The organism is Cupriavidus sp. 05T313 (assembly GCF_056396665.1).
Genome location: NZ_JBFTLX010000020.1, coordinates 18,995 through 39,957, shown reverse-complemented (window position 1 = coordinate 39,957; position 20,963 = coordinate 18,995). Strand labels below are relative to the sequence as shown.

Sequence of the window (20,963 nt, the reverse complement as noted above, 5' to 3'; positions counted from 1 at the left end):
CCGACGGACTATTGTCCGTCAGGCCGGTTGTACCGACCGTTTCTGCAGCAGCTTGCCCACCACCACCACCAGCGCCGCGCCGATTGCGCCAAACACCAGGTGCGCATGCGGCACATGCATCTCGAACCACGCGGCGTCCACCGGATCGCTCACCAGCATCTCGCCTGCCAGGTAGCCCAGCAGCGCCGCGCCCAGCACGATGATGATGGGGAAGCGGTCCATGACCTTGAGCAGGATGGTGCTGCCGAACACGATCAGGGGAATCGACAGGCCCAGGCCAACGATCAGCAGCATCAGCTGGCTGCCTTCCGGCCCCTTCTGCGCCGCGGCGGCCACGGCCACCACGTTGTCGAGCGACATCACCAGGTCGGCGATCAGGATGGTGCGGATCGCGGACCAGATATTGTCCTTGGCGTCGTGGCCGTCCTCGTCGTCTTCGCCGGTCAGCAGCTGCACGCCGATGTAGACCAGCAGCAAGGCGCCGACGATCTTCAGGTAAGGCAGGCTCAGCAGCTTGACCGCGGCCACCGTCAGCACCACACGCATGATGATGGCGGCGGCACTGCCCCAGAAGATGGCTTTCTTCTGCTGGGCGGGCGGCAGGTTGCGGGAGGCCAGTGCGATCACCACGGCGTTGTCGCCGGAGAGCACGATGTTGGTCAGGATGATGGATCCCAACGCGATCCAGAACGCAGTGGAGGACAGCAGTTCCACGGTAAAGCTCCTCGAGTTTCTAAATTATGATTCGAACGCCACATATGTACCGATTATCACCGGTGCTTACGGAATTTCGGATGTCTGAGTCTTCAGACATGAAGATTTACCGTATCAAGCTTTCGATTCGGTTTCAATCGGCATGTCGCGCGCCTCCGGAGATACCCTAGGTGACTGGCGCTCCAGAATGAGATGCCCCCGCACGGAGGCGGGGGCATCGAGGTCCGATGTGCGGTTGCAGTCATGCAGCCGCACCGGCTCCGGCAATCTCTCCCGCCCGCGGGCGGAAAAGCTGCTGTTCGGTATTACAGGATCGACTTGAGCAGGCGAGCCATTTCCGACGGATTCTTGGTGACCTTGATACCGCAGGCTTCCATGATTTCCAGCTTGGCYTGSGCSGTGTCSGCACCRCCCGAGATCAGCGCGCCGGCGTGGCCCATGCGCTTGCCCGGAGGCGCGGTCACGCCAGCGATAAAGCCAACCACCGGCTTCTTCATGTTTTCCTTGATCCAGTAAGCCGCGTTGGCTTCGTCCGGGCCACCGATTTCGCCGATCATGACCACGGCGTCCGTTTCGGGATCGTCGTTGAACATCTTCATGATGTCGATGTGCTTCAGGCCGTTGATGGGGTCGCCACCAATGCCCACTGCCGACGACTGGCCCATGCCCAGCGCGGTCAGCTGACCCACCGCTTCATAGGTCAGCGTGCCCGAGCGCGACACCACGCCGATGCGGCCCTTGCGGTGGATGTGGCCCGGCATGATGCCGATCTTGATTTCATCAGGCGTGATCAGGCCCGGGCAGTTGGGTCCGAGCAGCAAGGTCTTCTTGTTGCCCTTCACCATCTTGTCCTTGAGCTCCATCATGTCGCGCACGGGGATGCCTTCGGTGATGCAGACCACCAGGTCCAGGTCAGCGTCAACGGCTTCCCAGATCGCGGCAGCGGCGCCGGCGGGCGGYACGTAGATCACGGAAACGGTGGCGCCCGTCGATGCCTTGGCATCCTTGACGCTGGCGTAGATGGGAATGCCTTCGAAGTCTTCGCCGGCTTTCTTCGGGTTCACGCCGGCAACGAAGCAGTTCTTGCCGTTGGCGTAGTCGCGGCAGCCACGGGTGTGGAACTGGCCGGTCTTACCGGTGATGCCCTGGGTGATGACCTTGGTGTCTTTATTGATCAGAATCGACATGCTGTAATCCTTTGCTTGGCTCAAAGCAGCGCGCGAAGGCCTGGCCCCGGCGCGCTGCTGGCGTTCGTGTTCGCGTCTGGCTTACTTGCCCGCGGCAGCGGCCACGACCTTCTGGGCGGCTTCTTCCATGGTGTCGGCCGCGATGATGGGCAGGCCCGAGTCGGCCAGCATCTTCTTGCCGATCTCTTCGTTGGTACCCTTCATGCGCACGACCAGCGGCACGGACAGCGACACGGCCTTGGATGCAGCGATCACGCCTTCGGCGATCACGTCGCAACGCATGATGCCGCCGAAGATGTTGACCAGGATGGCCTTCAGGTTCGGGTTCTTGAGCATCAGCTTGAAGGCTTCGGTCACCTTCTCGGTGGTGGCACCGCCGCCCACGTCGAGGAAGTTGGCCGGCTCGCCGCCGAACAACTTGATGGTGTCCATGGTGGCCATGGCCAGGCCGGCGCCGTTCACCAGGCAGCCGATATTGCCGTCCAGCGAGATGTAGGCCAGGTCGAACTTCGAAGCTTCGATTTCAGCCGGATCTTCTTCGTCCAGGTCGCGGTAAGCGACGATTTCCGGGTGACGGAACAGGGCGTTGGAGTCGAAGTTGAACTTGGCGTCGAGCGCGATCACCTTGCCGTCGCCGGTCAGGATCAGCGGGTTGATTTCAGCCAGCGAGGCGTCCGTGTCCCAGAATGCCTTGTACAGGCCTTGCAGGGCCTGGCGGGCTTGCGCCACGCTTGCGTCGGGCACGCCGATCTTGCGGGCGATGTCGTCAGCGTCCGCGTCGAGCAGGCCGGCCGACGGATCGATGATCAGCGTGTGGATCTTTTCCGGGCTGTGGGCAGCGACTTCTTCGATGTCCATGCCGCCTTCGCTGGAGGCCATCAGGGCCACCTTTTGCGAAACGCGATCGACGACCAGGCTGACGTACAGTTCCTTCTTGATGTCCGCGCCTTCTTCGATCAGCAGGCGGTTGACCTTCTTGCCTTCCGGGCCGGTCTGGTGCGTGACCAGCGTCATGCCCAGGATGTTGCTGGCGTAGGTCTTGACCTCGTCGATGCTCTTGGCCACCTTCACGCCGCCACCCTTGCCGCGGCCGCCCGCGTGGATCTGCGCTTTGACGACCCATACCGGGCCGCCCAGTTGTTCAGCAGCCTTCAGGGCCTCATCGACCGAGAACGCGGGGATGCCGCGCGGAACCGGCACATTGTATTTGCGCAGGATTTCCTTGCCTTGGTACTCATGGATATTCATGCGTGTTTCCTTTCGGGTAGGCGTAAAAAGTGGAGATGGAATCTCGGCGGATAGCAGGCCGGCCTGGCTTAGCCAGAGGTGCCGGTAGGCCTGCGGGACGTGGCGCCGCCATCGGTGGCGGCGAGCGYCTCCGAAGGTTGCGCCGCCGGGATCGGCGACCCTTCGGTCTTGATCCTCGGCTTTGGCTGGTGACCATACCAGCGCGGGTAAAACTGGCGCACCACCTCACCTTCGAAATGCAGGGCATGGCAGCCGTGCAACTGGTAAGGCGGTTCGGGATTGGTGTCTTCGGTGCCGGCGTCACGGATATTGAACACGTCGCCGGCAAAGGCCTGGATCGCGGTGGTCGGCAGCACGCCGGCCAGCTCGGTCAGGTGGGTGCAGCCCGACACGCCGGACAGGCGCTCTTTCACCGCCTTGCGGAAACCCTTCATCAGGTTCAGGCCGATCAGCTTGCGATAGGCCGGGCCGATGGTGTCGCACTGGCCGGGATACGGTACCCAGTCGGAACAGGCGTCGGCGTCCACGACGTTCATGCGCAGGTCAATGGTGATGCGCAGCCACAAATCATGCAGCGGCTCGCCCAACGGGCGCACGCCACCACCGGCAAGCGGGATCTCGCGGGGCTTGGTGTCGGTCAGGCGCGCTTCGATATCCCATAGGCCATCGTCCCTAAGATAGGCCTCGGCCGTGATGGCACGGCGGTGGCGCAGGGCGCGATTGACGGGCGGGGAAAGCGGCATAACACCAGGCAGGAGCGGGAGAAAAGGACGGCTGGGCCGGAAAACCGCAGGATTTTAACATGCCGGACAACTTTGGCCGGGAACAAACTGCACCCAGGGCTGTTGCCGGGAATTGTCGTGTGACGGGCAAGCGCTGTGGAGCGTCAAAATGCGCGGATGCGCGGGACTGAACCGGTGCCCGGATCACATGCGGTCAGCGCGGAATACGCCTACTGACAAAACAGGTATGCGCACCGCGCCGGTGCAAGACGCCATCGCGGCATCACTTCGGACCGCGATCCGGCAGGTCCGCCCACGGCATCAATCGCTGCCGTCCAGCCACTCATCCGCCCCCTTGATCACCTGGCTCACCACCGAGCGGGAAAAACCGCGCGCCACCAGAAAGCGGATCTGCCTGGCCTTTTCCTCGGGCGTGGCGGGTGGCGTGCCGAAACGCTTCTGCCAGACCGCGCGGCCACGCTCCAGTTCGGAGCCGCACAGGCGCTCCTGCAGGTCGGCGAGCTGTTCGCCGCCGAGCTGGTGGGTGCGGGCTTCCTGCATGACGCGGGCGGCGCCATAGCGGCTGGCGCGCCGGTGCACCAGGCTATCGACGAAGCGCTCGTTGGACAGCCAGTTCTCGCGCTCCAGCGCATCCAGCAATTGCTCAAGGGCTTCGGGCGATTCGGCGTGCGGGGCCAGCTTGCGTGCCAGCTCCGCCCGGCTGTGCTCGCGCCGCGACAGGTAGCCTACGGCGCGGGCCTTCAGGGAAAGAGGGGGACGGGTGGCCATGAGGATGGAGCTCGGCAGTGTGAGCTCGACATCGAGCTGTGAAAATGCGCTTCAAAAACGCAAACCGGGGCGGCGCGCGTCGCTGCGCGTGCCGCCCCGGGCGGGGTTCGCGGCCGGGAGCGCCCCGGCCGGCGAAGCTCAGTCTTCGGCGGTGGCCACAGCGGCGGCCGGCGTGCCATTCATCAGCACCACGCCCAGCGATTCGCGCACCTTGTTTTCGATCTCGTCGGCGATATCGGGATTTTCGCGCAGGTATTCRCGCGCGTTGTCCTTGCCCTGGCCGATCTTCTCGCCCTTGTAGCTGTACCAGGCGCCGGACTTCTCGACGATCTTGGCGTCCACGCCCAGGTCGATGATTTCGCCCTGGCGCGAGATGCCCTGGCCATACAGGATGTCGAAGAAGGCTTCGCGGAACGGCGGCGAGACCTTGTTCTTGACCACCTTGACCTTGGTTTCGTTGCCGATCACCTCGTCGCCCTTCTTGATCGAGCCGATGCGGCGRATRTCCAGRCGCACMGARGCGTAGAACTTCAGCGCRTTRCCRCCGGTRGTGGTTTCGGGCGAACCGAACATCACGCCGATCTTCATSCGGATCTGGTTGATGAAGATCACCAGGCAGTTGGTGCGCTTGATGGTGCCGGTCAGCTTGCGCAACGCCTGGCTCATCAGGCGGGCCTGCAGGCCAGGCAGCGAATCGCCCATCTCGCCTTCGATTTCGGCCTTGGGCACCAGGGCCGCCACCGAGTCGATCACGATCAGGTCGACCGAGCCCGAGCGCACCAGCGCATCGGTGATTTCCAGGGCCTGCTCGCCGGTGTCCGGCTGGGAGATCAGCAGATCGCCAACCGCCACGCCCAGCTTGCTGGCGTAGTTGACGTCGAGCGCATGCTCGGCGTCGATAAAGGCGCAGGTGCCGCCCAGCTTCTGCATCTCGGCCACGACCTGCAGCGTCAGGGTGGTCTTGCCCGAGGATTCCGGACCGTAGATTTCCACCACGCGGCCGCGCGGCAGGCCGCCAACGCCCAGCGCGATGTCCAGGCCCAGCGAGCCGGTGGACACGACCTGGATATCCTGCTCGACTTCGGCATCGCCCATTTTCATGATCGAGCCCTTGCCGAACTGCTTCTCGATCTGGGCCAGCGCGGCCGCCAGCGCCTTCTGCTTTTCGGCGCTTACGCCAGCACTCGCCTTCTTGCCGTCATCCATGGTCGTCCTTCCGTCAATGGTGTATAAATAGGCCGCATGTGGCGCGCCACCCGCTTTTTTCGGGCAACCGCCCAGCCCGCGCCGCGCCGCGAACTCCTGATGACGATGAACCTGGCAGCAGGGGCAAACATTGGGGCGAACGTTCGGTAAAAAACCAGTACAAATTCGGTAAAGCCCGGTTTGCATCGAAGACAAATCGAATGCGACCGGCATAAGCGGGTACTGTATAAAAAAACAGTATGCTTGGCAAGTCCCGCCCGCGTCATTTGATGGAAAGGGGCGACACAGCCGGGCCAGGGTGGAGACAACCATGCGTATTCTGATCGCCGAAGATGACGATGTGCTGGCAGATGGCCTGACGCGCTCGCTACGTCACTCGGGCTATGCCGTCGACCATGTGGCCAGCGGGGTCGAAGCCGATTCCGCGCTGTCGACCCAGACCTTCGACCTGCTGATCCTCGATCTCGGCCTGCCGCGCATGCCGGGGCTGGAAGTGCTCAAGCGGCTGCGCACGCGCGGCGCCATGCTGCCGGTGCTGATCCTGACCGCGGCCGATGGCGTTGACGAACGTGTCAAGGGCCTGGACCTGGGCGCCGACGACTACATGGCCAAGCCCTTCGCGCTCTCGGAGCTGGAAGCGCGGGTGCGCGCGCTGGTGCGGCGCGGCACGGGCGGCGGCGCCACGCTGACCCACCACGGCCCGCTCGCCTTCGACCAGGTCGGCCGCATCGCCTACCTGAACGATCAGATGCTGGATCTCTCGGCGCGCGAAGTGGGATTGCTGGAGATCCTGCTCACCCGCACCGGGCGGCTGGTGTCGAAGGAGCAGCTGGTCGACCACCTGTGCGAATGGGGCGAGGAAGTCAGCAACAACGCCATCGAAGTCTACGTGCACCGGCTGCGCAAGAAGATCGAGGTGGGTGGCATCCGCATTGCCACGGTACGCGGGCTGGGCTACTGCCTGGAGAAATTCCAGGCCGCCGTGGCGCACGACTAGGAGTCGCCATTAGAATCGGAATCAGCAACAGAACCCGCGCCATCCTTGCTTCATTGCCTGCCGGCCACGCCGCCAGGCCCTGCCACACCTTTTCCCAATGAGCCTGCTGCGACTGCCCCGGCGGCGCCAGCGGCCCGCGCGCGCCGCCCCTCCTCCCTCCGCGCCTGACGAGATCGTCAGCGACGAAGCGCTGGCCGGGGCCCTGCCACACCTTGAAGACAGCGCCGGCCACCCGTCGCCGCGCTCGCTGTTCGGCGAGATCCTGGACTGGATGCTGGCGCCGCTGCTCCTGCTGTGGCCGATGAGCATTGCGGTGACTTACCTGGTGGCAAAATCGATCGCCAACGGCCCTTTCGACCGCTCGCTGGAAGCCAGCGCCATTGTGCTCTCGCAGCAGGTGCGCGAGGTCAACGGGCGCGTCACGCTGCAACTGCCGCTGTCCGCGCGCGAGATCCTGCGCGCCGATGAAACCGACAATATCTACTACCAGGTGGTGGGCACGCATGGCGAATTCGTCGCCGGCGACAACGACATGCCGCTGCCAGGCGAAGACGACCGCGGCCATGCCGGGCTGGTCTCGCTGCGCGACGACCGCATCGCGGGCAACGACGTGCGCGTGGCCTACACCTATGTCGATCTCGAGCAGGGCGGCGACGCGCAGCCGGTGTTGGTGCAGGTTGGCGAAACCCTCGACAAGCGCGCGCGCCTGGCCAACGAAATCATCAAGGGCGTGATCCTGCCGCAGTTCGTGATCCTGCCGCTGGCGGTGGTGCTGGTGTGGTTCGGCCTGACGCGCGGGCTGGCCCCGCTGACCGCGATCCAGCAGCGCATCCGCGCACGCAATCCCGGTGACACCAGCCCCATCGACGAACACGCCGCACCGCAGGAAATCACGCCGCTGGTGGCCTCGTTCAACGACCTGCTGGCGCGGCTCGACGTTTCCGTGCAGACGCAAAAGCGCTTTATCGCCGATGCCGCCCACCAGATGAAAACGCCGCTGGCCGGGCTGCGCATGCAGGCGGAACTGGCGCAGCGCGAACAGTCGCCGGAGGAACTGCGCAAATCGCTGGCGCAGATCGCCGGCAGCTCGGAGCGCGCCGCCCACATGGTGACGCAGCTGCTGTCGCTGGCACGCATGGAAAACCTGGCCGGCGCGGGCAACATGGCGCCGCTTGATCTGGCCGCCCTGGCGCGCGAAGTGGTCAAGGACTGGTTGCCGCAGGCCTGGGCGCGCCGCATCGATCTGGGCGTGGATGCCGACGACCACCCCGTGATGGTGCAAGGCAACCGCCTGATGCTGACGGAGATGCTCAACAACCTGATCGACAACGCCATCCGCTACACGCCCGCGGATGGCCACGCTACCGTGCGGGTCAGCGCCGATGCATTCGAGCCTTTCGCGTATCTCGAAGTGGAAGACACCGGGCCCGGCATCCCGGTGTCCGAACGCGAGCGCGTGATGGAGCGGTTCTACCGCGTACTCGGCACCAAGACCCAGGGCAGTGGCCTGGGCCTGGCCATCGTGCGAGAGATCGTGCAGCAGCATGGCGGCGACGTCAGCATTCTCGACCACGTCTACCAGACGGAGCCGCGCCTGGCCGGCGCCTGCTTCCGCATTACGCTGCGCCGGCCCTCCACCCTGGAGCCAGCATGAACGATCCCGATCACACACGCGGCGGGCGCGACCAGGCCGACCAGTCCGAACGGCGCGCCTGGCATCGCAACCTGCGCTGGATCGCCGTGCTGCTGTCGATCTGGTTCGTGGTCACCTTCGGCGTGGCCTGGTTCGCCCGCGAGCTGCGCTTCGATTTCTTCGGCTGGCCCTTCTCCTTCTGGGTCGGCGCGCAGGGGGCGCTGRTCGTCTACGTCCTGATGGCGGCGCTATATGCCTGGCGCATGAACCGCGACAATGACGAAGATGCCGACAACGGTGGCGCGCCCGCCCGGCAGCATGACGATGCTGCATAGCAAGAAATACAGACGCGCCCCTTAACACTGGTTCCGGTGCGATTTTCCGCGGCCGCGCGCGTCGCGGCGCAGCAATGCCAAGCCCGTTTTTTGCCTAGCGTATACCCCGAGCACTTTGCGGCGTACGGCGCGGAAATTGTCAGAACGCAGTAAGTTTCACCACCCACAATCCATTGCAACTTCGGAGGTAATCGTGCGTGCTAGAGCTGGAGCGCGCATGCGGCCCCGAAAGATTCCGATCACAAACGGAGGAGACAATGGCTAATGCACAGAACGTGGCGGTGCCCGGAAGCAGCGCCCAGAGCTCGGCAATGACCGCCGAAGAGAGGAAGGTGATTTTTGCCTCCTCGCTCGGCACGGTGTTCGAGTGGTACGACTTTTACCTTTACGGTTCGCTGGCGGCCATCATCGCCAAGCAGTTCTTCGCCGGGCTGGATCCGACCGCGGCCTTCATCTTCGCGCTGCTCGCCTTTGCCGCTGGCTTTATCGTGCGCCCGTTCGGCGCGCTGGTATTCGGCCGCCTGGGTGACATGATCGGGCGCAAGTACACCTTCCTGGTGACAATCCTGATCATGGGGGTCTCGACCTTCATCGTGGGCCTGTTGCCGGGCTTCAACACCATTGGCTGGGCCGCCCCGATCATCCTGATCGGGCTGCGCATGCTACAGGGCCTCGCGCTCGGCGGCGAGTACGGCGGTGCTGCCACCTATGTGGCCGAGCACGCGCCGCACGGCAAGCGCGGCGCGTACACGGCCTGGATCCAGACCACCGCSACGCTCGGCCTGTTCCTGTCGCTGATCGTGATCCTGGTGTGCCGCAACCTGACCGGTCCGAACTTCGACGTATGGGGCTGGCGCATTCCGTTCCTCGTTTCGATCCTGCTGCTCGGCGTATCGGTGTATATCCGCCTGTCGATGAGCGAATCGCCCGCCTTCCAGAAAATGAAGGCCGAGGGCAAGACCTCCAAGGCACCGCTGACCGAGTCGTTCGGCCAGTGGCGCAACCTGAAGATCGTGATCCTGGCGCTGGTGGGCCTGACCGCCGGCCAGGCCGTGGTCTGGTACACGGGCCAGTTCTACTCGCTGTTCTTCCTGACCCAGGTGCTGAAGGTCGACGCCACCACCGCCAACCTGCTGATCGCGGGCGCCCTGGTGATCGGCACGCCCTTCTTCATCTTCTTCGGCTCGCTGTCGGACAAGGTTGGCCGCAAGTGGATCATCATGGCCGGCTGCGCGCTGGCGATGCTGACCTACTTCCCGCTGTTCAAGGCCCTCACCCACTACGCCAACCCGGCGCTGGAACGCGCGCAGCAAAGCGCCCAGATCGTGGTGACCGCTGATCCGAAGCAATGCTCCTTCCAGGGCAGCCCGATCGCCCGCGAAATCGATTTCCGCAGCTCCTGCGACATCGTCAAGCGGACCCTGGCACAAGCCTCGGCCAGCTATGAAGTCGTGGAAGCCCCGGCCGGCACGGTGGCATCGGTGAAGATCGGCGACAAGGAGATTGCCTCCTTCAACGCCGCACTGGTACCGGCGGGCCACAGCTTCGACGACGTCAGCAAGAAACAGATCGCCGCGTTCAAGAAGCAGGTGGGCGAATCGATGGCCTCGGCCGGCTACCCGACCAAGGCGGACCCCGCGCAGATGAACACCATCATGGTGCTGGTGATCCTCGTCATCCTGGTGATCTACGTGACCATGGTGTACGGCCCGATCGCGGCCATGCTGGTGGAAATGTTCCCGACCCGGATCCGCTACRCCTCGATGTCGCTGCCGTAYCACATCGGCAAYGGCTGGTTCGGCGGCCTGCTGCCCACCATCTCGTTTGCCCTGGTGGCCCAGAACGGCAACATCTACTACGGGCTCTGGTACCCGATCATCATCGCTGGCATCACCCTGGTCATCGGCTCGCTGTTCATCCGCGAAACCAAGGATGTGAACATCTACGCCAACGACTGATCCTGGCATCCAGGGCAACRAGCTCATGCACGACTGATCCGGTAATCAGTCGCTCCACCCGGCGGGCCACAAGGTCCGCCGGTTTTTTTTTGGGCGCGGCGAAGGCGCCTTGCACCCCCACAAAGTTTTTAGGAGAGGGTGTTGACAGGTCCAAATCCACATGTATAATAGCGGTCTTCGTTGGCGAATTAGCTCAGTCGGTTAGAGCGACGGAATCATAATCCGCAGGTCCGGGGTTCGAATCCCTGATTCGCCACCAGTATTTCTGTAGGAAATCAGTACTTGCCAGCCCCTTCAGGTCTCAGACCTGAAGGGGCTTTGCTTTTGGCCCTCCCGAAGTTTTCACTTTCGGAGCGCCAGCAATGATCAAGTTCTGCATGTTGTCCACCAAGGGCGGGGTCGGCAAGACCACGCTCGCCGCCTCCCTCGGCGGTCTGCTCGCCGATATGGGTCTGCGCGTCCTCCTCATCGACGCCGATATCCAGCCCTCCCTCTCCAAGTGCTACCCCGGATCCTGGAGAGCCGCCGGCACCTGCATATCGGCATGACCGCCAGCTACGTCGCCGACGATCTCATCCAGCCGCTGCGGCAGGGCCGTATCCTCGAGCTGCGGCAGACGCAGGCCGTGGTCGAGGACACCGCCACGCGCCGGCGCTGGGCCTTGCCCTATGCCGCGGTCATCGCCGATGCCACCGCTGCGGCCCAACCGTCACCGCAAACCTCTCCATCCCCGCCCCGTGCGCAACGTGCTGACTTCATGGTTGGTGACACGGTGGCCTTCACGGATCAGCACTTGCACGAGCGCATCGGCACCATCGTACGCGTCAACCAGAAGACTGCTTCTGTGCAGTGCAATCCCGATGAGGGCCACTGGCGTGTCTCGTTTGCACTTCTGCACAAGGTCGTCGACCTCTGAGCTTCCAGCCTTCCATCAACATCAGTACGACAAACATGCCTAAACGCAAGATCGAGCCGGACCGCGAACAGCGAATCGAGATGGAGGTGGTCGTCGACGCCTACAACTCAGAGGAGCGGTCTATGGCATGGTACGACTACCTCGAGGAGCAACTCACCATTCCGTTTGAAGCTGAGGTTCGCAAGAGATCGCCAACCTCACCGCTCAGCCCCGGCGACCGGGCTCAGGTGATCGCAATAGCGCCGGAGGAAGTGTGCGAGACTGAAGCCTTCATGTGCATACGATGGAACAAGCGCAAGCTTGCTGTACCACTAGCGCAACTCGTGCCACTGGCGAGCGACGAGCTGACGCAGCAGTATTCCAAAGTCAACATGGGCTCTGCTGACGGATACGTTTCAATCGCAGATGACGCTGCATATGAGCCAGTGCCGGACAATCGATTTCACTGGCTACCTCGGGTATGGCCGCTTCCCATCTTCGAGGAATAGATCGATAAGCATCAGATTCAGAACAGACGGAAGGTCGCCGCGCCCCACACTGCATCAATCCGGGACGCGCAAATGCGGCTTAATTTGTAGCCGATGAGCCGCCGTTTGGCTCGATGCGACTCAATGAACGTCCACGGAAGACTCTGAACTTCGATACACCGGCTGAACGATTCCATCAATCCGTTGCATCGACCGGTTGAATCCTCAGTCCAAGAGCCGTCATTCACCGCTATGTTCGCCGGCCCCGCAGCCGGTACGCCCGGTGCGCCAGGGCCTGCCTTGCTTTGTGGCCGGTGGGCGCCGCAAAGCGCAAGCGGCTCAGAAAAGAGACAGCCCTGCGCGTCCGGTCGGCTATCATGCTGATCCTCTCCGAAGTGGCTCCTTATGATTTCCGTCCGTAATGTCACGCTGCGCCGCGGCGTCAATGTCGTACTCGACCGCGCGTCCGTCACTTTCACCCCCGGAGAAAAGATTGGTCTTGTCGGCCGCAATGGCGCCGGCAAGTCATCCTTCTTCGGCCTTCTCAACGGCACGCTGCACGAAGACAGCGGCGAGTTCTCGATTCCCGCCGCATGGAAGATGGGCCAGGTCGCGCAGGAGATGCCGGAGACCGAGCAGAGCGCGACCGACTTCGTAGTCGAGGGTGACACCGGGCTGCTGGCCGCGCAGGCCGAAGTAGCCGCCGCCGAGGCCAGCGACGACGGCATGCGCATGGCGCACGCCTACATGGCCCTGCACGACGCCGGTGCACACGATGCCCCCGCACGTGCCCAAGCGCTGATCCTCGGCCTTGGCTTCAGTGCTGAGCAGCTTAGCCAGCCGGTCAACAGTTTCTCCGGCGGCTGGCGCATGCGACTGCAGCTGGCGCGCGCGCTCATGTGCCCGTCCGACCTGCTGCTGCTCGACGAGCCGACCAATCACCTCGACCTCGACGCGCTGGTCTGGCTGGAAGCCTGGCTCAAGCGCTATCAAGGAACCCTGGTAATGATCAGCCACGACCGCGAATTCCTCGACGCGGTGACGCAGGTGACGGTGCACGTCGACAACGCCAAGCTCGTGCGTTATGGCGGCAACTACAGCAAGTTCGAAGACATGCGCGCTGAGCAGCTCGTGTTGCAGCAGGCCGCGATGGCCAAGCAGGTGGAAAAGATCGCCCACCTGCAGAAATTCATCGACCGTTTCAAGGCCRAGGCCTCGAAGGCGAAGYAGGCGCAGAGCCGGGTCAAGGCGCTCGAACGCATGGAGAAGATCGCACCGGTGCTTGCCGATGCGGAGTTCAACTTCGAGTTCAAGGAGCCCCTCAACGTCCCGAACCCGCTGTTGTCGATGCTGGACGCGAGCTTCGGCTACCCCGCGCCGGCCGGCGCACTGCCGGGCACGCCGCCCACGGTCATCGTGCGGGGCATCAACCGTTCCGTGCTGGCAGGGCAGCGCATCGGCATTCTCGGTGCCAACGGCCAAGGCAAGTCCACGCTGGTGAAGACGGTGGCGCACGCGCTGGCGCCGATTGCCGGTGAAATCAGCGAAGGCAAAGGCCTGAACATCGGCTACTTCGCACAGCAGGAACTCGACGTGCTGCGCCCGCTCGACACGCCGCTGGAACACATGATCCGCCTTGCCAAAGAGACGCCAGCGCACATGCGCGCCCCTGGCCAGAGTGGCACCGAACAATCGCTTCGCACCTTCCTCGGCACATTCAGCTTCAGCGGCGACATGGTCCATCAGGCGGTTGGCACGATGAGCGGCGGCGAAAAGGCGCGGCTCGTGTTGTGCATGATCGTGTGGCAGCGTCCCAACCTGCTGCTGCTCGACGAGCCTACCAACCACCTCGACCTGGCCACACGCGAAGCGCTAGCCATGGCGCTCAACGAATTCGAAGGCACGGTGATGCTGGTCAGTCACGACCGGGCCCTGCTGCGCGCCGTATGCGACGAGTTCTGGCTGGTCACCAAGGGCGGCGTCGAGCCCTTCGACGGCGATCTGGACGATTACCAGCAGTTTCTGCGCGACGAAGCGCGTCGCATGCGCGAGCAGGCTGCCGCAGAGCAGAAGGTCTTCGCCTGAGATTTACCGCTGGCGGGCGGCGGGCGTTGCATGGGAGGCGAAGCGCGGACGTTCGCCAAGGACTTCAGCAATCGTGCGGACAGGCGCGCCAGCTGCCGGCGACTAACGCCAACGCATGGCGAGCCCGACGATACTTGGAACGCATGGCGCGAATAGGCTCAAGGCTGTCTGCAGTCTGATCGGTGGCGACGTGGGCAATGCGGCCACCAGTGCACAACGTCGTTCCGAAATCGCCCGCCAGGAGGCGCTGGCAGGTGGCGCGGATGCAGCCGGCTCGTGCTGAGACAACGCCGCGCTGCGCGTGTTGGAGAGTTCCGACCCGTTCCCGCGCGATGAGAACGGCAAAGGGCCGGTTAGCCTCATCATCACATTCCGTCCCAACGACTAATAAGGCACCTCCAAGTGGGCAGCACGCTACGCAGCCTGTGCCGCCCCCCCCTGGCGCTGCCCAGAATATCGCCATGGCGTGACGTTCCAGCCACGTCCTGCGCAAATTGCGTTCGCCTGTCAAATTATCCGTATGCGACGGCGCTTGTAGAAAGCATCGATATATTACAATGCACCAGCGCGGCGTCGGATAATAGCGGTCGCATCATTTTGAGCACCATTTTGGAATTACCCCCATGGAAATTAAGGTCAACTTTCTCGATAAGCTACGTCTTGAAGCCAAGTTCGATGACTTCACGGTGATAGCCGACCAGCCTGTCCGCTATAAAGGCGATGGCTCCGCGCCGGGTCCGTTCGATTATTTTCTGGCCTCGTCGGCATTGTGTGCGGCTTATTTTGTTAAGTTGTACTGCGTAACTCGCGACATTCCGACCGATAACATCCGCCTGTCGCAGAATAATATTGTTGATCCGGAAAACCGATATCAGCAGATTTTCAAGATTCAAGTTGAGTTGCCGGCGGATATTTCCGCCAAAGACCGCCAGGGTATTTTGCGCTCCATCGATCGCTGTACGGTAAAAAAAGTGGTGCAAGCCGGACCCGAGTTTGTGATCGAAGAGGTAGAGAACTTGGATGCCGATGCTCAGTCGTTGCTGGCGCTGAAGCCGGCGTCTGACGCCAGCACCTATATTGCGGGCAAGGATCTGCCATTGGAGCAAACCATCGCCAATATGTCGGGCATTTTGGCGGACTTGGGGATGAAGATTGAAATCGCTTCATGGCGTAATATCGTTCCCAATGTCTGGTCGCTGCATATCCGTGACGCACACTCGTCAATGTGTTTTACCAATGGCAAGGGTGCGACCAAGGAAAGCGCGTTGGCGTCGGCGTTGGGAGAATTTATCGAACGCCTGAATTGCAACCATTTTTATGCCGGTACGTTTTGGGGCGAAGACCTCGCCAATGGGGCGTTTTTACATTACCCGAACGAGCGCTGGTTCAAGCCTGGACGCAAAGATGCGCTACCGGCTGAAATTCTCGATGAATACTGCCTGCCCATTTACAATCCCGATGGCGAGTTACGTGGCTCGCACCTGTATGAAACCAACTCGGGAAATGTGCAGCGCGGTATTTGTTCGCTGCCGTTTGTACGGCAGTCGGACGGCGAAGTGGTGTATTTTCCCTCCAACCTGGTCGAAAACCTCTACGCCAGCAATGGCATGAGTGCCGGTAATACACTGGCCGAAGCCCAAGTGCAATGCTTGTCCGAGATTTTCGAACGGGCGGTAAAGCGCGAAATTCTGGAGGGCGAAATGGCATTGCCTGATGTGCCCCATGAAGTGCTGGCGAAATACCCAGGCATTCTGGCTGGCATTCAGGGGCTGGAAGAGCAAGGCTTTCCGATATTGGTGAAGGATGCTTCGTTGGGTGGAATTTATCCGGTGATGTGCGTCACCTTGATGAACCCACGAACCGGCGGTGTCTTTGCTTCATTCGGCGCGCACCCAAGCCTCGAGGTGGCGCTGGAACGGAGTCTGACAGAATTGCTACAGGGTCGCAGTTTTGAAGGCCTGAACGATTTGCCACAGCCCACCTTTGTCAGTAACGCCGTGACTGAGCCGAACAATTTTGTTGAGCACTTCATTGATTCCAGCGGCGTGGTGTCGTGGCGCTTTTTCAGCGCCAAGGCGAATTTCGATTTTGTCGAGTGGGATTTTTCTGCCCAGGGCGAGAACTCCAATGCCGAGGAAGCAGCAACCTTGCTCGGCATTCTTGAGGACATGGGCAAAGAGGTGTACATGGCGGTGTATGACCAGCTAGGCGCCGTAGCTTGCCGGATTTTGGTTCCGGGCTATTCGGAAGTCTATCCTGTAGAAGATTTGATCTGGGATAACACCAACAAGGCACTGTCGTTCCGCGCAGATATCTTGAACTTGCATTGCCTGGACGACGCAAGCCTGGAGGCCCTGCTTGAGCGTCTGGATAACAGTGAGCTCGATGAATACGCCGACATCGCCACGCTGATCGGCATCGAATTTGACGAGAATACGGATTGGGGGCAGCTGACAGTTTTGGAGTTGAAGCTGCTCATTCATCTCGCCTTGCAGCAATTTGAAGCGGCGCACGAGCTGGTGGGCGCCTTCTTGCAGTACAACGACAACACGGTCGAGCGCGGACTGTTTTACCAGGCATTGAATGTGGTGCTGGAGGTGCTGTTGGATGACGACCTGAACCTGGACGACTACGCGGTCAACTTCCGTCGGATGTATGGCAATGCGCGGATGGACGCAGTGCTGGGTTCAGTGGACGGCAGCGTGCGTTTCTTTGGTTTGACGCCAACCAGCATGAAATTGGAGGGGCTCGACAGGCACCACCGCTTGATTGACAGCTACAAAAAATTGCACTCGGCGCGGGCAAATGTGGCGGCTACAGCCAGTTAGGGCTAAGGGTCAAGAAGGCGGTGAAGGCCGCCATCGGGAAGCACTCGCCTTTAGTGTCCGCTTTCGAGAAAGCTCAAAGCCCGCTCAGGGTCGAGGCCGTCTGGAAACGTCTCTCGAATCGCACCGATGCGCGTCCCCTCCGGGGCGTAGACTTCTTGTCGAGCGTCTTTAGACATGACGTGGCTTGTTGACAAAAGCTTCCGTCTTCGGCAACATTCGCCGCTCAGGGGGGCAAGGCAGCAACGGGTCTTGGTTCCCTACAGAAACACGCAAAATCTTTGGCGAATTAGCTCAGTCGGTTAGAGCGACGGAATCATAATCCGCAGGTCCGGGGTTCGAATCCCTGATTCGCCACCATATTCGTTGGCGCCTGGCAACGGGCCACAACAAAAACCCCTCCCGATCGCAAGATCGGGAGGGGTTTTGCTTTTGGGCGCTCGAAACACGCGATTCGGCGGCATGTTGAAAATGCCAGCCAGATCGGACCACTGCCGAAATGTCCCATGTCGGCATGAAGCGCCAGACGGCAGGCGTCAGCACGCATCACCATGGAAGAGCGGGCGCCGAACAGTCCCACGAGCAGGATCGGCGTGAGCGTGCATCAGTCTCTCGTGTGACGCCCGAGGTTTATGGACAAATGAATGCCGCCGCGAGATACAGCAAAAGCGCTATCAGCACCACCGCGGTAAAGCCAAGATGGATTGCTAACAGCGTGGCCAGGACTGCAGCCACCACCGAAGCACAGGCGTTGATGCCCCAGGCCCATGGCACGAGCGGTTCAACGCGGGAGGCAACGCGCCCGAGTCCCAGCGGAAACGGCATTCCCATCGCGAACGCGAGCGGCGCGACCAGCAATGCGGAGATGGCGATCCTGGCCGGGTCCGGGAGGGAAATCAGCAGCCGAAACAAGGTTGGCAGGATCGCCAGGTAGAGCAGCGAGATAAGACAGATCGCGCAAACGACCCACCCGAGCGGGTACCACCGCCCCGTCCTCCGGCCCGGATCCGGCGTGGGGCCGCGTGAAGGCGGGCCACCCGCTTGCAGGCGCTGTGAGTATCGGCTTCCCAGTCCGGCAAACGACAGGAAGGCGCATAACACCACCGCCACCGTATAGAGCGGGTGACTCAAAAACAGGATGAACTTCTGAATAAACGCGATCTCGACGAACATGAAGGCGGCGCCGACCGCCAGGAAGTAGAGCACGACGCGCCGGCCCGACAGGCCCTTTGCTTCTGTGCCATCGCCGGCAAGGGATGTCGCCGGCGGCGACGGCTCATGAACCAGCCCGGGACGGCGTCTTATCACCCAGAGCGGAAGGACGATCAATACCAGGGTTGCGAGTACGGCCTGAAGCAGCGTCGCGACCAGCACGGGATAGCCCCACTCCAGCAATGGCAGGCTTCCTTGCGCCTTCAGGGCGAGGAGTTCGGGTAGCGAGCGCCATTTGAAGAAGTGGAAGAAGTACGGCTTATCGTCGGTGGCGGGCCGGACATCGAACTTGTAGCGCGCCCAGAATCCGTCGCGATCGGTGCCCTGCAAGGCTTGCGCCGCGTCGAAGAAATACGGTTCCTCGAGCAGGTTGTACTGGTTTGCCTCCGCGGCCGCCATGCCGGAGTAGTAGTCGACGTCGAACGAACGGGCACGGCAGAATTCGTGCAACGCGGCGATTTCCGCACCGCTGATGTCCCCGTTCTTGACCACCAGCGTTGCCGTCTTCCAGCCACGAATCAGCGCGAGCCGGCGCGACGGCTGCGACACGCCGTTGCGTTCCATCGCGATCAGCGCGGTGCCGAATAATTTGGGGATATCGCGCGGCGGTAGCGTGACCCAGCGCGTGATTGCCAGCAGGCCACCGGGATTGAGATGGCGGAGGTAGTCCTGGAACGCTTCCACCGTGTACAGATAGCTCTCGGAAAGCGCGTAGAGGCCGGCCGACGAGGCGCCAAACGAATCCAGCAGCGCGACCTGGATAAGGTCGTAGTGTTCGCCGCGACCAGCCATGAAGCCGCGCGCTTCGCCCACGAAGACACGGACGTTGGGCGCGCTGTAGGGCTTGCCGGAGAAGCCGGCAAAGCGGTCCTGCACCAGGTCGATCACCTGCGGATTCAACTCTACCGCGTCGATGGCGCCCGCCTGGTGGTAAATCGCCTGCAACACATCGGCCCCGGCGCCGCTTCCAAGTATCAGGACCCGGGGGCGCTCCAGCAGGTGATAGGGAAGCGCGGAGGTGAGGTAGTCCAGATAGCCAAGTGGCTTTCGCCGCCCGTCATAGCGATTGAGCGCGGAGAGCCCGTCACCATCCGTAAACACGCCCAGCTGTGGCGGCGGTTCCAGGGCCGCGTTGAGGCTCAGCCCGGGTGCATGCCGGAAAGGGATCGAAGCGTTTTCCACCACCGTGATGAGACCCAATGGGCTTGAGCTTTCGGCGGCCACCCGTGCGCCCTTGATGCGCAGGGTCTGACTCAATTCCTTGTAGTCGGAGGGCCGCAGTGCGATCCAGTCGCCTGGCAGGCTAGCCGGCACAATGACCGCTGCGGCCACAAGCAGTACCGGCAACCAGCGCCGATGCCAATGGCACTCGATGCTTGCCAGCGCGGCCGCCGCCAGACCCGCGCTGCCCACAAGGCGGAGCGCATTCACAGGCGTCAAGCCAAATAGGGCAACGATGATGGCAATGCAGCCTATCCCGGCTCCCAGAATGTCAAAGCTGTAGATGCGGTGGACCTGATGATGGAACCGCGTGAAGGTGAGACAGACACACGTCGCAGCGCAGAAAAAGGGAACGAACAGGAGCAGATAGATCAACAGCAAACGCAGCGCCTGCCGCGGTTCCCACAAGATCTCCAGAGGATTGAATGCGACGCGCTGGGCGAGCGCGAAACAAGCGATCGCAGAAACGCCGAACAACAGTGCGCCGGTCACGAACACCGCTGCAAACCTCGGCGTGATCGTGCGCTGCATCAGGGCCACGATCGCACCGGCCGCGCCGTAGCCCAGCAGGGCGACACTGATCATCATGTAGGCGAAGTGGTGCCATTGGATGATGGAGAGCAGGCGCATCAGCAGGATTTCGTAGCCAAGCGCGGATGCGGAAAGCAGGGAAAGGGCGAAGAGCGGCGGGGAGAGCATGATGGCGTGACGACATCAGCGCCCACCGACCAACGGCACGAACCTGACAGGCAAGATCTGTTTGGTGGAAATCGTGCCGTCCCCCGCTTTCTCGATCAGCAGCAAGTACTGGGTCAGGAACTGGGCGCCCACCGGGACCACCATCCTGCCGCCGGGTTTCAGTTGCCGGATGAGCGGGGGCGGAACATGACTTGCAGCTGCGGTGACGATGATGGCGTCATAGAGTGCGTTGTCCTCCCAGCCGTAGTAGCCGTCGCCCACCTTGGTCTTCACTTGCGTGTATGCGAGGCGTTTCAAGCGTTCCTGCGCCTGTGCCCCCAGCGGCTCGATGATTTCGATCGTATAGACCGCTCGCGCCAGCTCTGCGAGGATCGCCGCCTGGTAGCCGGAGCCGGTGCCGATTTCCAGCACGACGTCGGTGGGCTTGACCCTCATCAGGTCGGTCATCAGGGCAACGATGTAAGGCTGCGAGATGGTCTGGCCGTAGCCGATGGGCAGCGGGCGGTTCTCATATGCGTTGCCCTCCTGCTCCGGTGGAACAAACTGGTGGCGGGGCACCTTCTCCATGGCCGCCATGACGCGCGCATCAAAGGCATGCCTGCCCGTTTCGGCGCCGGTATGAACCGATAGCGCTGCGATTTCCTTGACCATCAGAGTCCGGAGCGACGCAAAATCATCGGCGGCGCGGACGCCGGCGGACGCCACCGCCAGCGCGATTGCCGGAATCAACATGTGCAGCAGGAGCGTCG

General features: G+C 62.3%; 16 protein-coding genes, 2 tRNA genes and 1 pseudogene. 11 read left to right on the top strand and 8 right to left on the bottom strand.

Annotation, left to right across the window (positions count from 1 at the left end; translation table 11 throughout):
* Nucleotides 1-18 precede the first annotated feature (18 nt).
* From AC1DKD_RS07520 to recA, 6 genes are all read right to left on the bottom strand, one after another.
* Nucleotides 19-714: a TerC family protein gene (locus AC1DKD_RS07520; protein WP_276291409.1), complete on the bottom strand. Its 696-nt coding sequence runs from the start codon at nucleotides 712-714 to the stop codon at nucleotides 19-21.
* A gap of 305 nt (nucleotides 715-1,019) precedes the next feature.
* Entirely contained in the window at nucleotides 1,020-1,901 is an 882-nt protein-coding gene (gene sucD / locus AC1DKD_RS07515; protein ID WP_035869320.1) for a succinate--CoA ligase subunit alpha, read from the bottom strand.
* 81 nt (nucleotides 1,902-1,982) lie between these two features.
* Entirely contained in the window at nucleotides 1,983-3,149 is a 1,167-nt protein-coding gene (gene sucC / locus AC1DKD_RS07510) for an ADP-forming succinate--CoA ligase subunit beta (RefSeq protein ID WP_441629294.1), read from the bottom strand.
* A 68-nt stretch (nucleotides 3,150-3,217) separates the two neighbouring features.
* Entirely contained in the window at nucleotides 3,218-3,892 is a 675-nt protein-coding gene (locus AC1DKD_RS07505; protein ID WP_477143149.1) for a DUF2889 domain-containing protein, read from the bottom strand.
* A gap of 300 nt (nucleotides 3,893-4,192) precedes the next feature.
* Complete coding sequence (gene recX, locus AC1DKD_RS07500) at nucleotides 4,193-4,660, bottom strand: recombination regulator RecX (RefSeq protein ID WP_441629290.1); 468 nt, start codon at nucleotides 4,658-4,660, stop codon at nucleotides 4,193-4,195.
* Between the two features lie 138 nt (nucleotides 4,661-4,798).
* Entirely contained in the window at nucleotides 4,799-5,866 is a 1,068-nt protein-coding gene (recA, locus tag AC1DKD_RS07495) for a recombinase RecA (protein ID WP_045237253.1), read from the bottom strand.
* Between the two features lie 310 nt (nucleotides 5,867-6,176).
* Between recA and AC1DKD_RS07490 the strand changes: the two genes are divergently transcribed.
* The 11 genes and pseudogenes from AC1DKD_RS07490 (at nucleotide 6,177) to AC1DKD_RS07440 (ending at nucleotide 17,442) form a co-directional block, all read left to right on the top strand.
* Nucleotides 6,177-6,863 carry a response regulator gene (locus AC1DKD_RS07490; protein ID WP_035869333.1) on the top strand — a complete coding sequence of 229 codons (687 nt, stop codon included), beginning with the start codon at nucleotides 6,177-6,179 and terminating at the stop codon, nucleotides 6,861-6,863.
* 97 nt (nucleotides 6,864-6,960) lie between these two features.
* On the top strand, nucleotides 6,961-8,517 hold the full coding sequence (locus AC1DKD_RS07485; protein ID WP_441629288.1) for a sensor histidine kinase: 1,557 nt from the start codon (nucleotides 6,961-6,963) through the stop codon (nucleotides 8,515-8,517).
* Nucleotides 8,514-8,831 carry a DUF4212 domain-containing protein gene (locus AC1DKD_RS07480; RefSeq protein WP_477143148.1) on the top strand — a complete coding sequence of 106 codons (318 nt, stop codon included), beginning with the start codon at nucleotides 8,514-8,516 and terminating at the stop codon, nucleotides 8,829-8,831. Before AC1DKD_RS07485 ends, AC1DKD_RS07480 begins: the two co-directional genes overlap by 4 nt.
* A 257-nt stretch (nucleotides 8,832-9,088) precedes the next feature.
* A complete protein-coding gene (locus AC1DKD_RS07475; RefSeq protein WP_477143147.1) occupies nucleotides 9,089-10,789 on the top strand; it encodes an MFS transporter in 1,701 nt (566 codons plus the stop codon).
* A 182-nt stretch (nucleotides 10,790-10,971) separates the two neighbouring features.
* A tRNA-Met gene (locus AC1DKD_RS07470) sits at nucleotides 10,972-11,048 on the top strand.
* A 103-nt stretch (nucleotides 11,049-11,151) separates the two neighbouring features.
* Nucleotides 11,152-11,313: pseudogene (locus AC1DKD_RS07465) on the top strand (ParA family protein); the annotation flags it as partial.
* A 20-nt stretch (nucleotides 11,314-11,333) separates the two neighbouring features.
* Complete coding sequence (locus tag AC1DKD_RS07460) at nucleotides 11,334-11,705, top strand: hypothetical protein (RefSeq protein WP_441629282.1); 372 nt, start codon at nucleotides 11,334-11,336, stop codon at nucleotides 11,703-11,705.
* 35 nt (nucleotides 11,706-11,740) lie between these two features.
* On the top strand, nucleotides 11,741-12,193 hold the full coding sequence (locus tag AC1DKD_RS07455; protein ID WP_441629280.1) for a calcium-binding protein: 453 nt from the start codon (nucleotides 11,741-11,743) through the stop codon (nucleotides 12,191-12,193).
* Between the two features lie 384 nt (nucleotides 12,194-12,577).
* Nucleotides 12,578-14,257 carry an ABC-F family ATP-binding cassette domain-containing protein gene (locus AC1DKD_RS07450; RefSeq protein WP_477143146.1) on the top strand — a complete coding sequence of 560 codons (1,680 nt, stop codon included), beginning with the start codon at nucleotides 12,578-12,580 and terminating at the stop codon, nucleotides 14,255-14,257.
* A gap of 623 nt (nucleotides 14,258-14,880) precedes the next feature.
* Nucleotides 14,881-17,085, top strand: a complete 2,205-nt coding sequence (locus AC1DKD_RS07445) for an OsmC domain/YcaO domain-containing protein (RefSeq protein WP_441629276.1) — start codon at nucleotides 14,881-14,883, stop codon at nucleotides 17,083-17,085.
* A 280-nt stretch (nucleotides 17,086-17,365) separates the two neighbouring features.
* Nucleotides 17,366-17,442: transfer RNA gene (locus AC1DKD_RS07440), tRNA-Met, on the top strand.
* A 270-nt stretch (nucleotides 17,443-17,712) separates the two neighbouring features.
* Here AC1DKD_RS07440 and AC1DKD_RS07435 read toward each other — a convergent pair.
* A complete protein-coding gene (locus AC1DKD_RS07435) occupies nucleotides 17,713-20,214 on the bottom strand; it encodes a spermidine synthase (RefSeq protein ID WP_441629274.1) in 2,502 nt (833 codons plus the stop codon).
* A 15-nt stretch (nucleotides 20,215-20,229) separates the two neighbouring features.
* Entirely contained in the window at nucleotides 20,230-20,946 is a 717-nt protein-coding gene (locus AC1DKD_RS07430; protein WP_441629328.1) for a protein-L-isoaspartate(D-aspartate) O-methyltransferase, read from the bottom strand.
* Nucleotides 20,947-20,963: the final 17 nt, after the last annotated feature.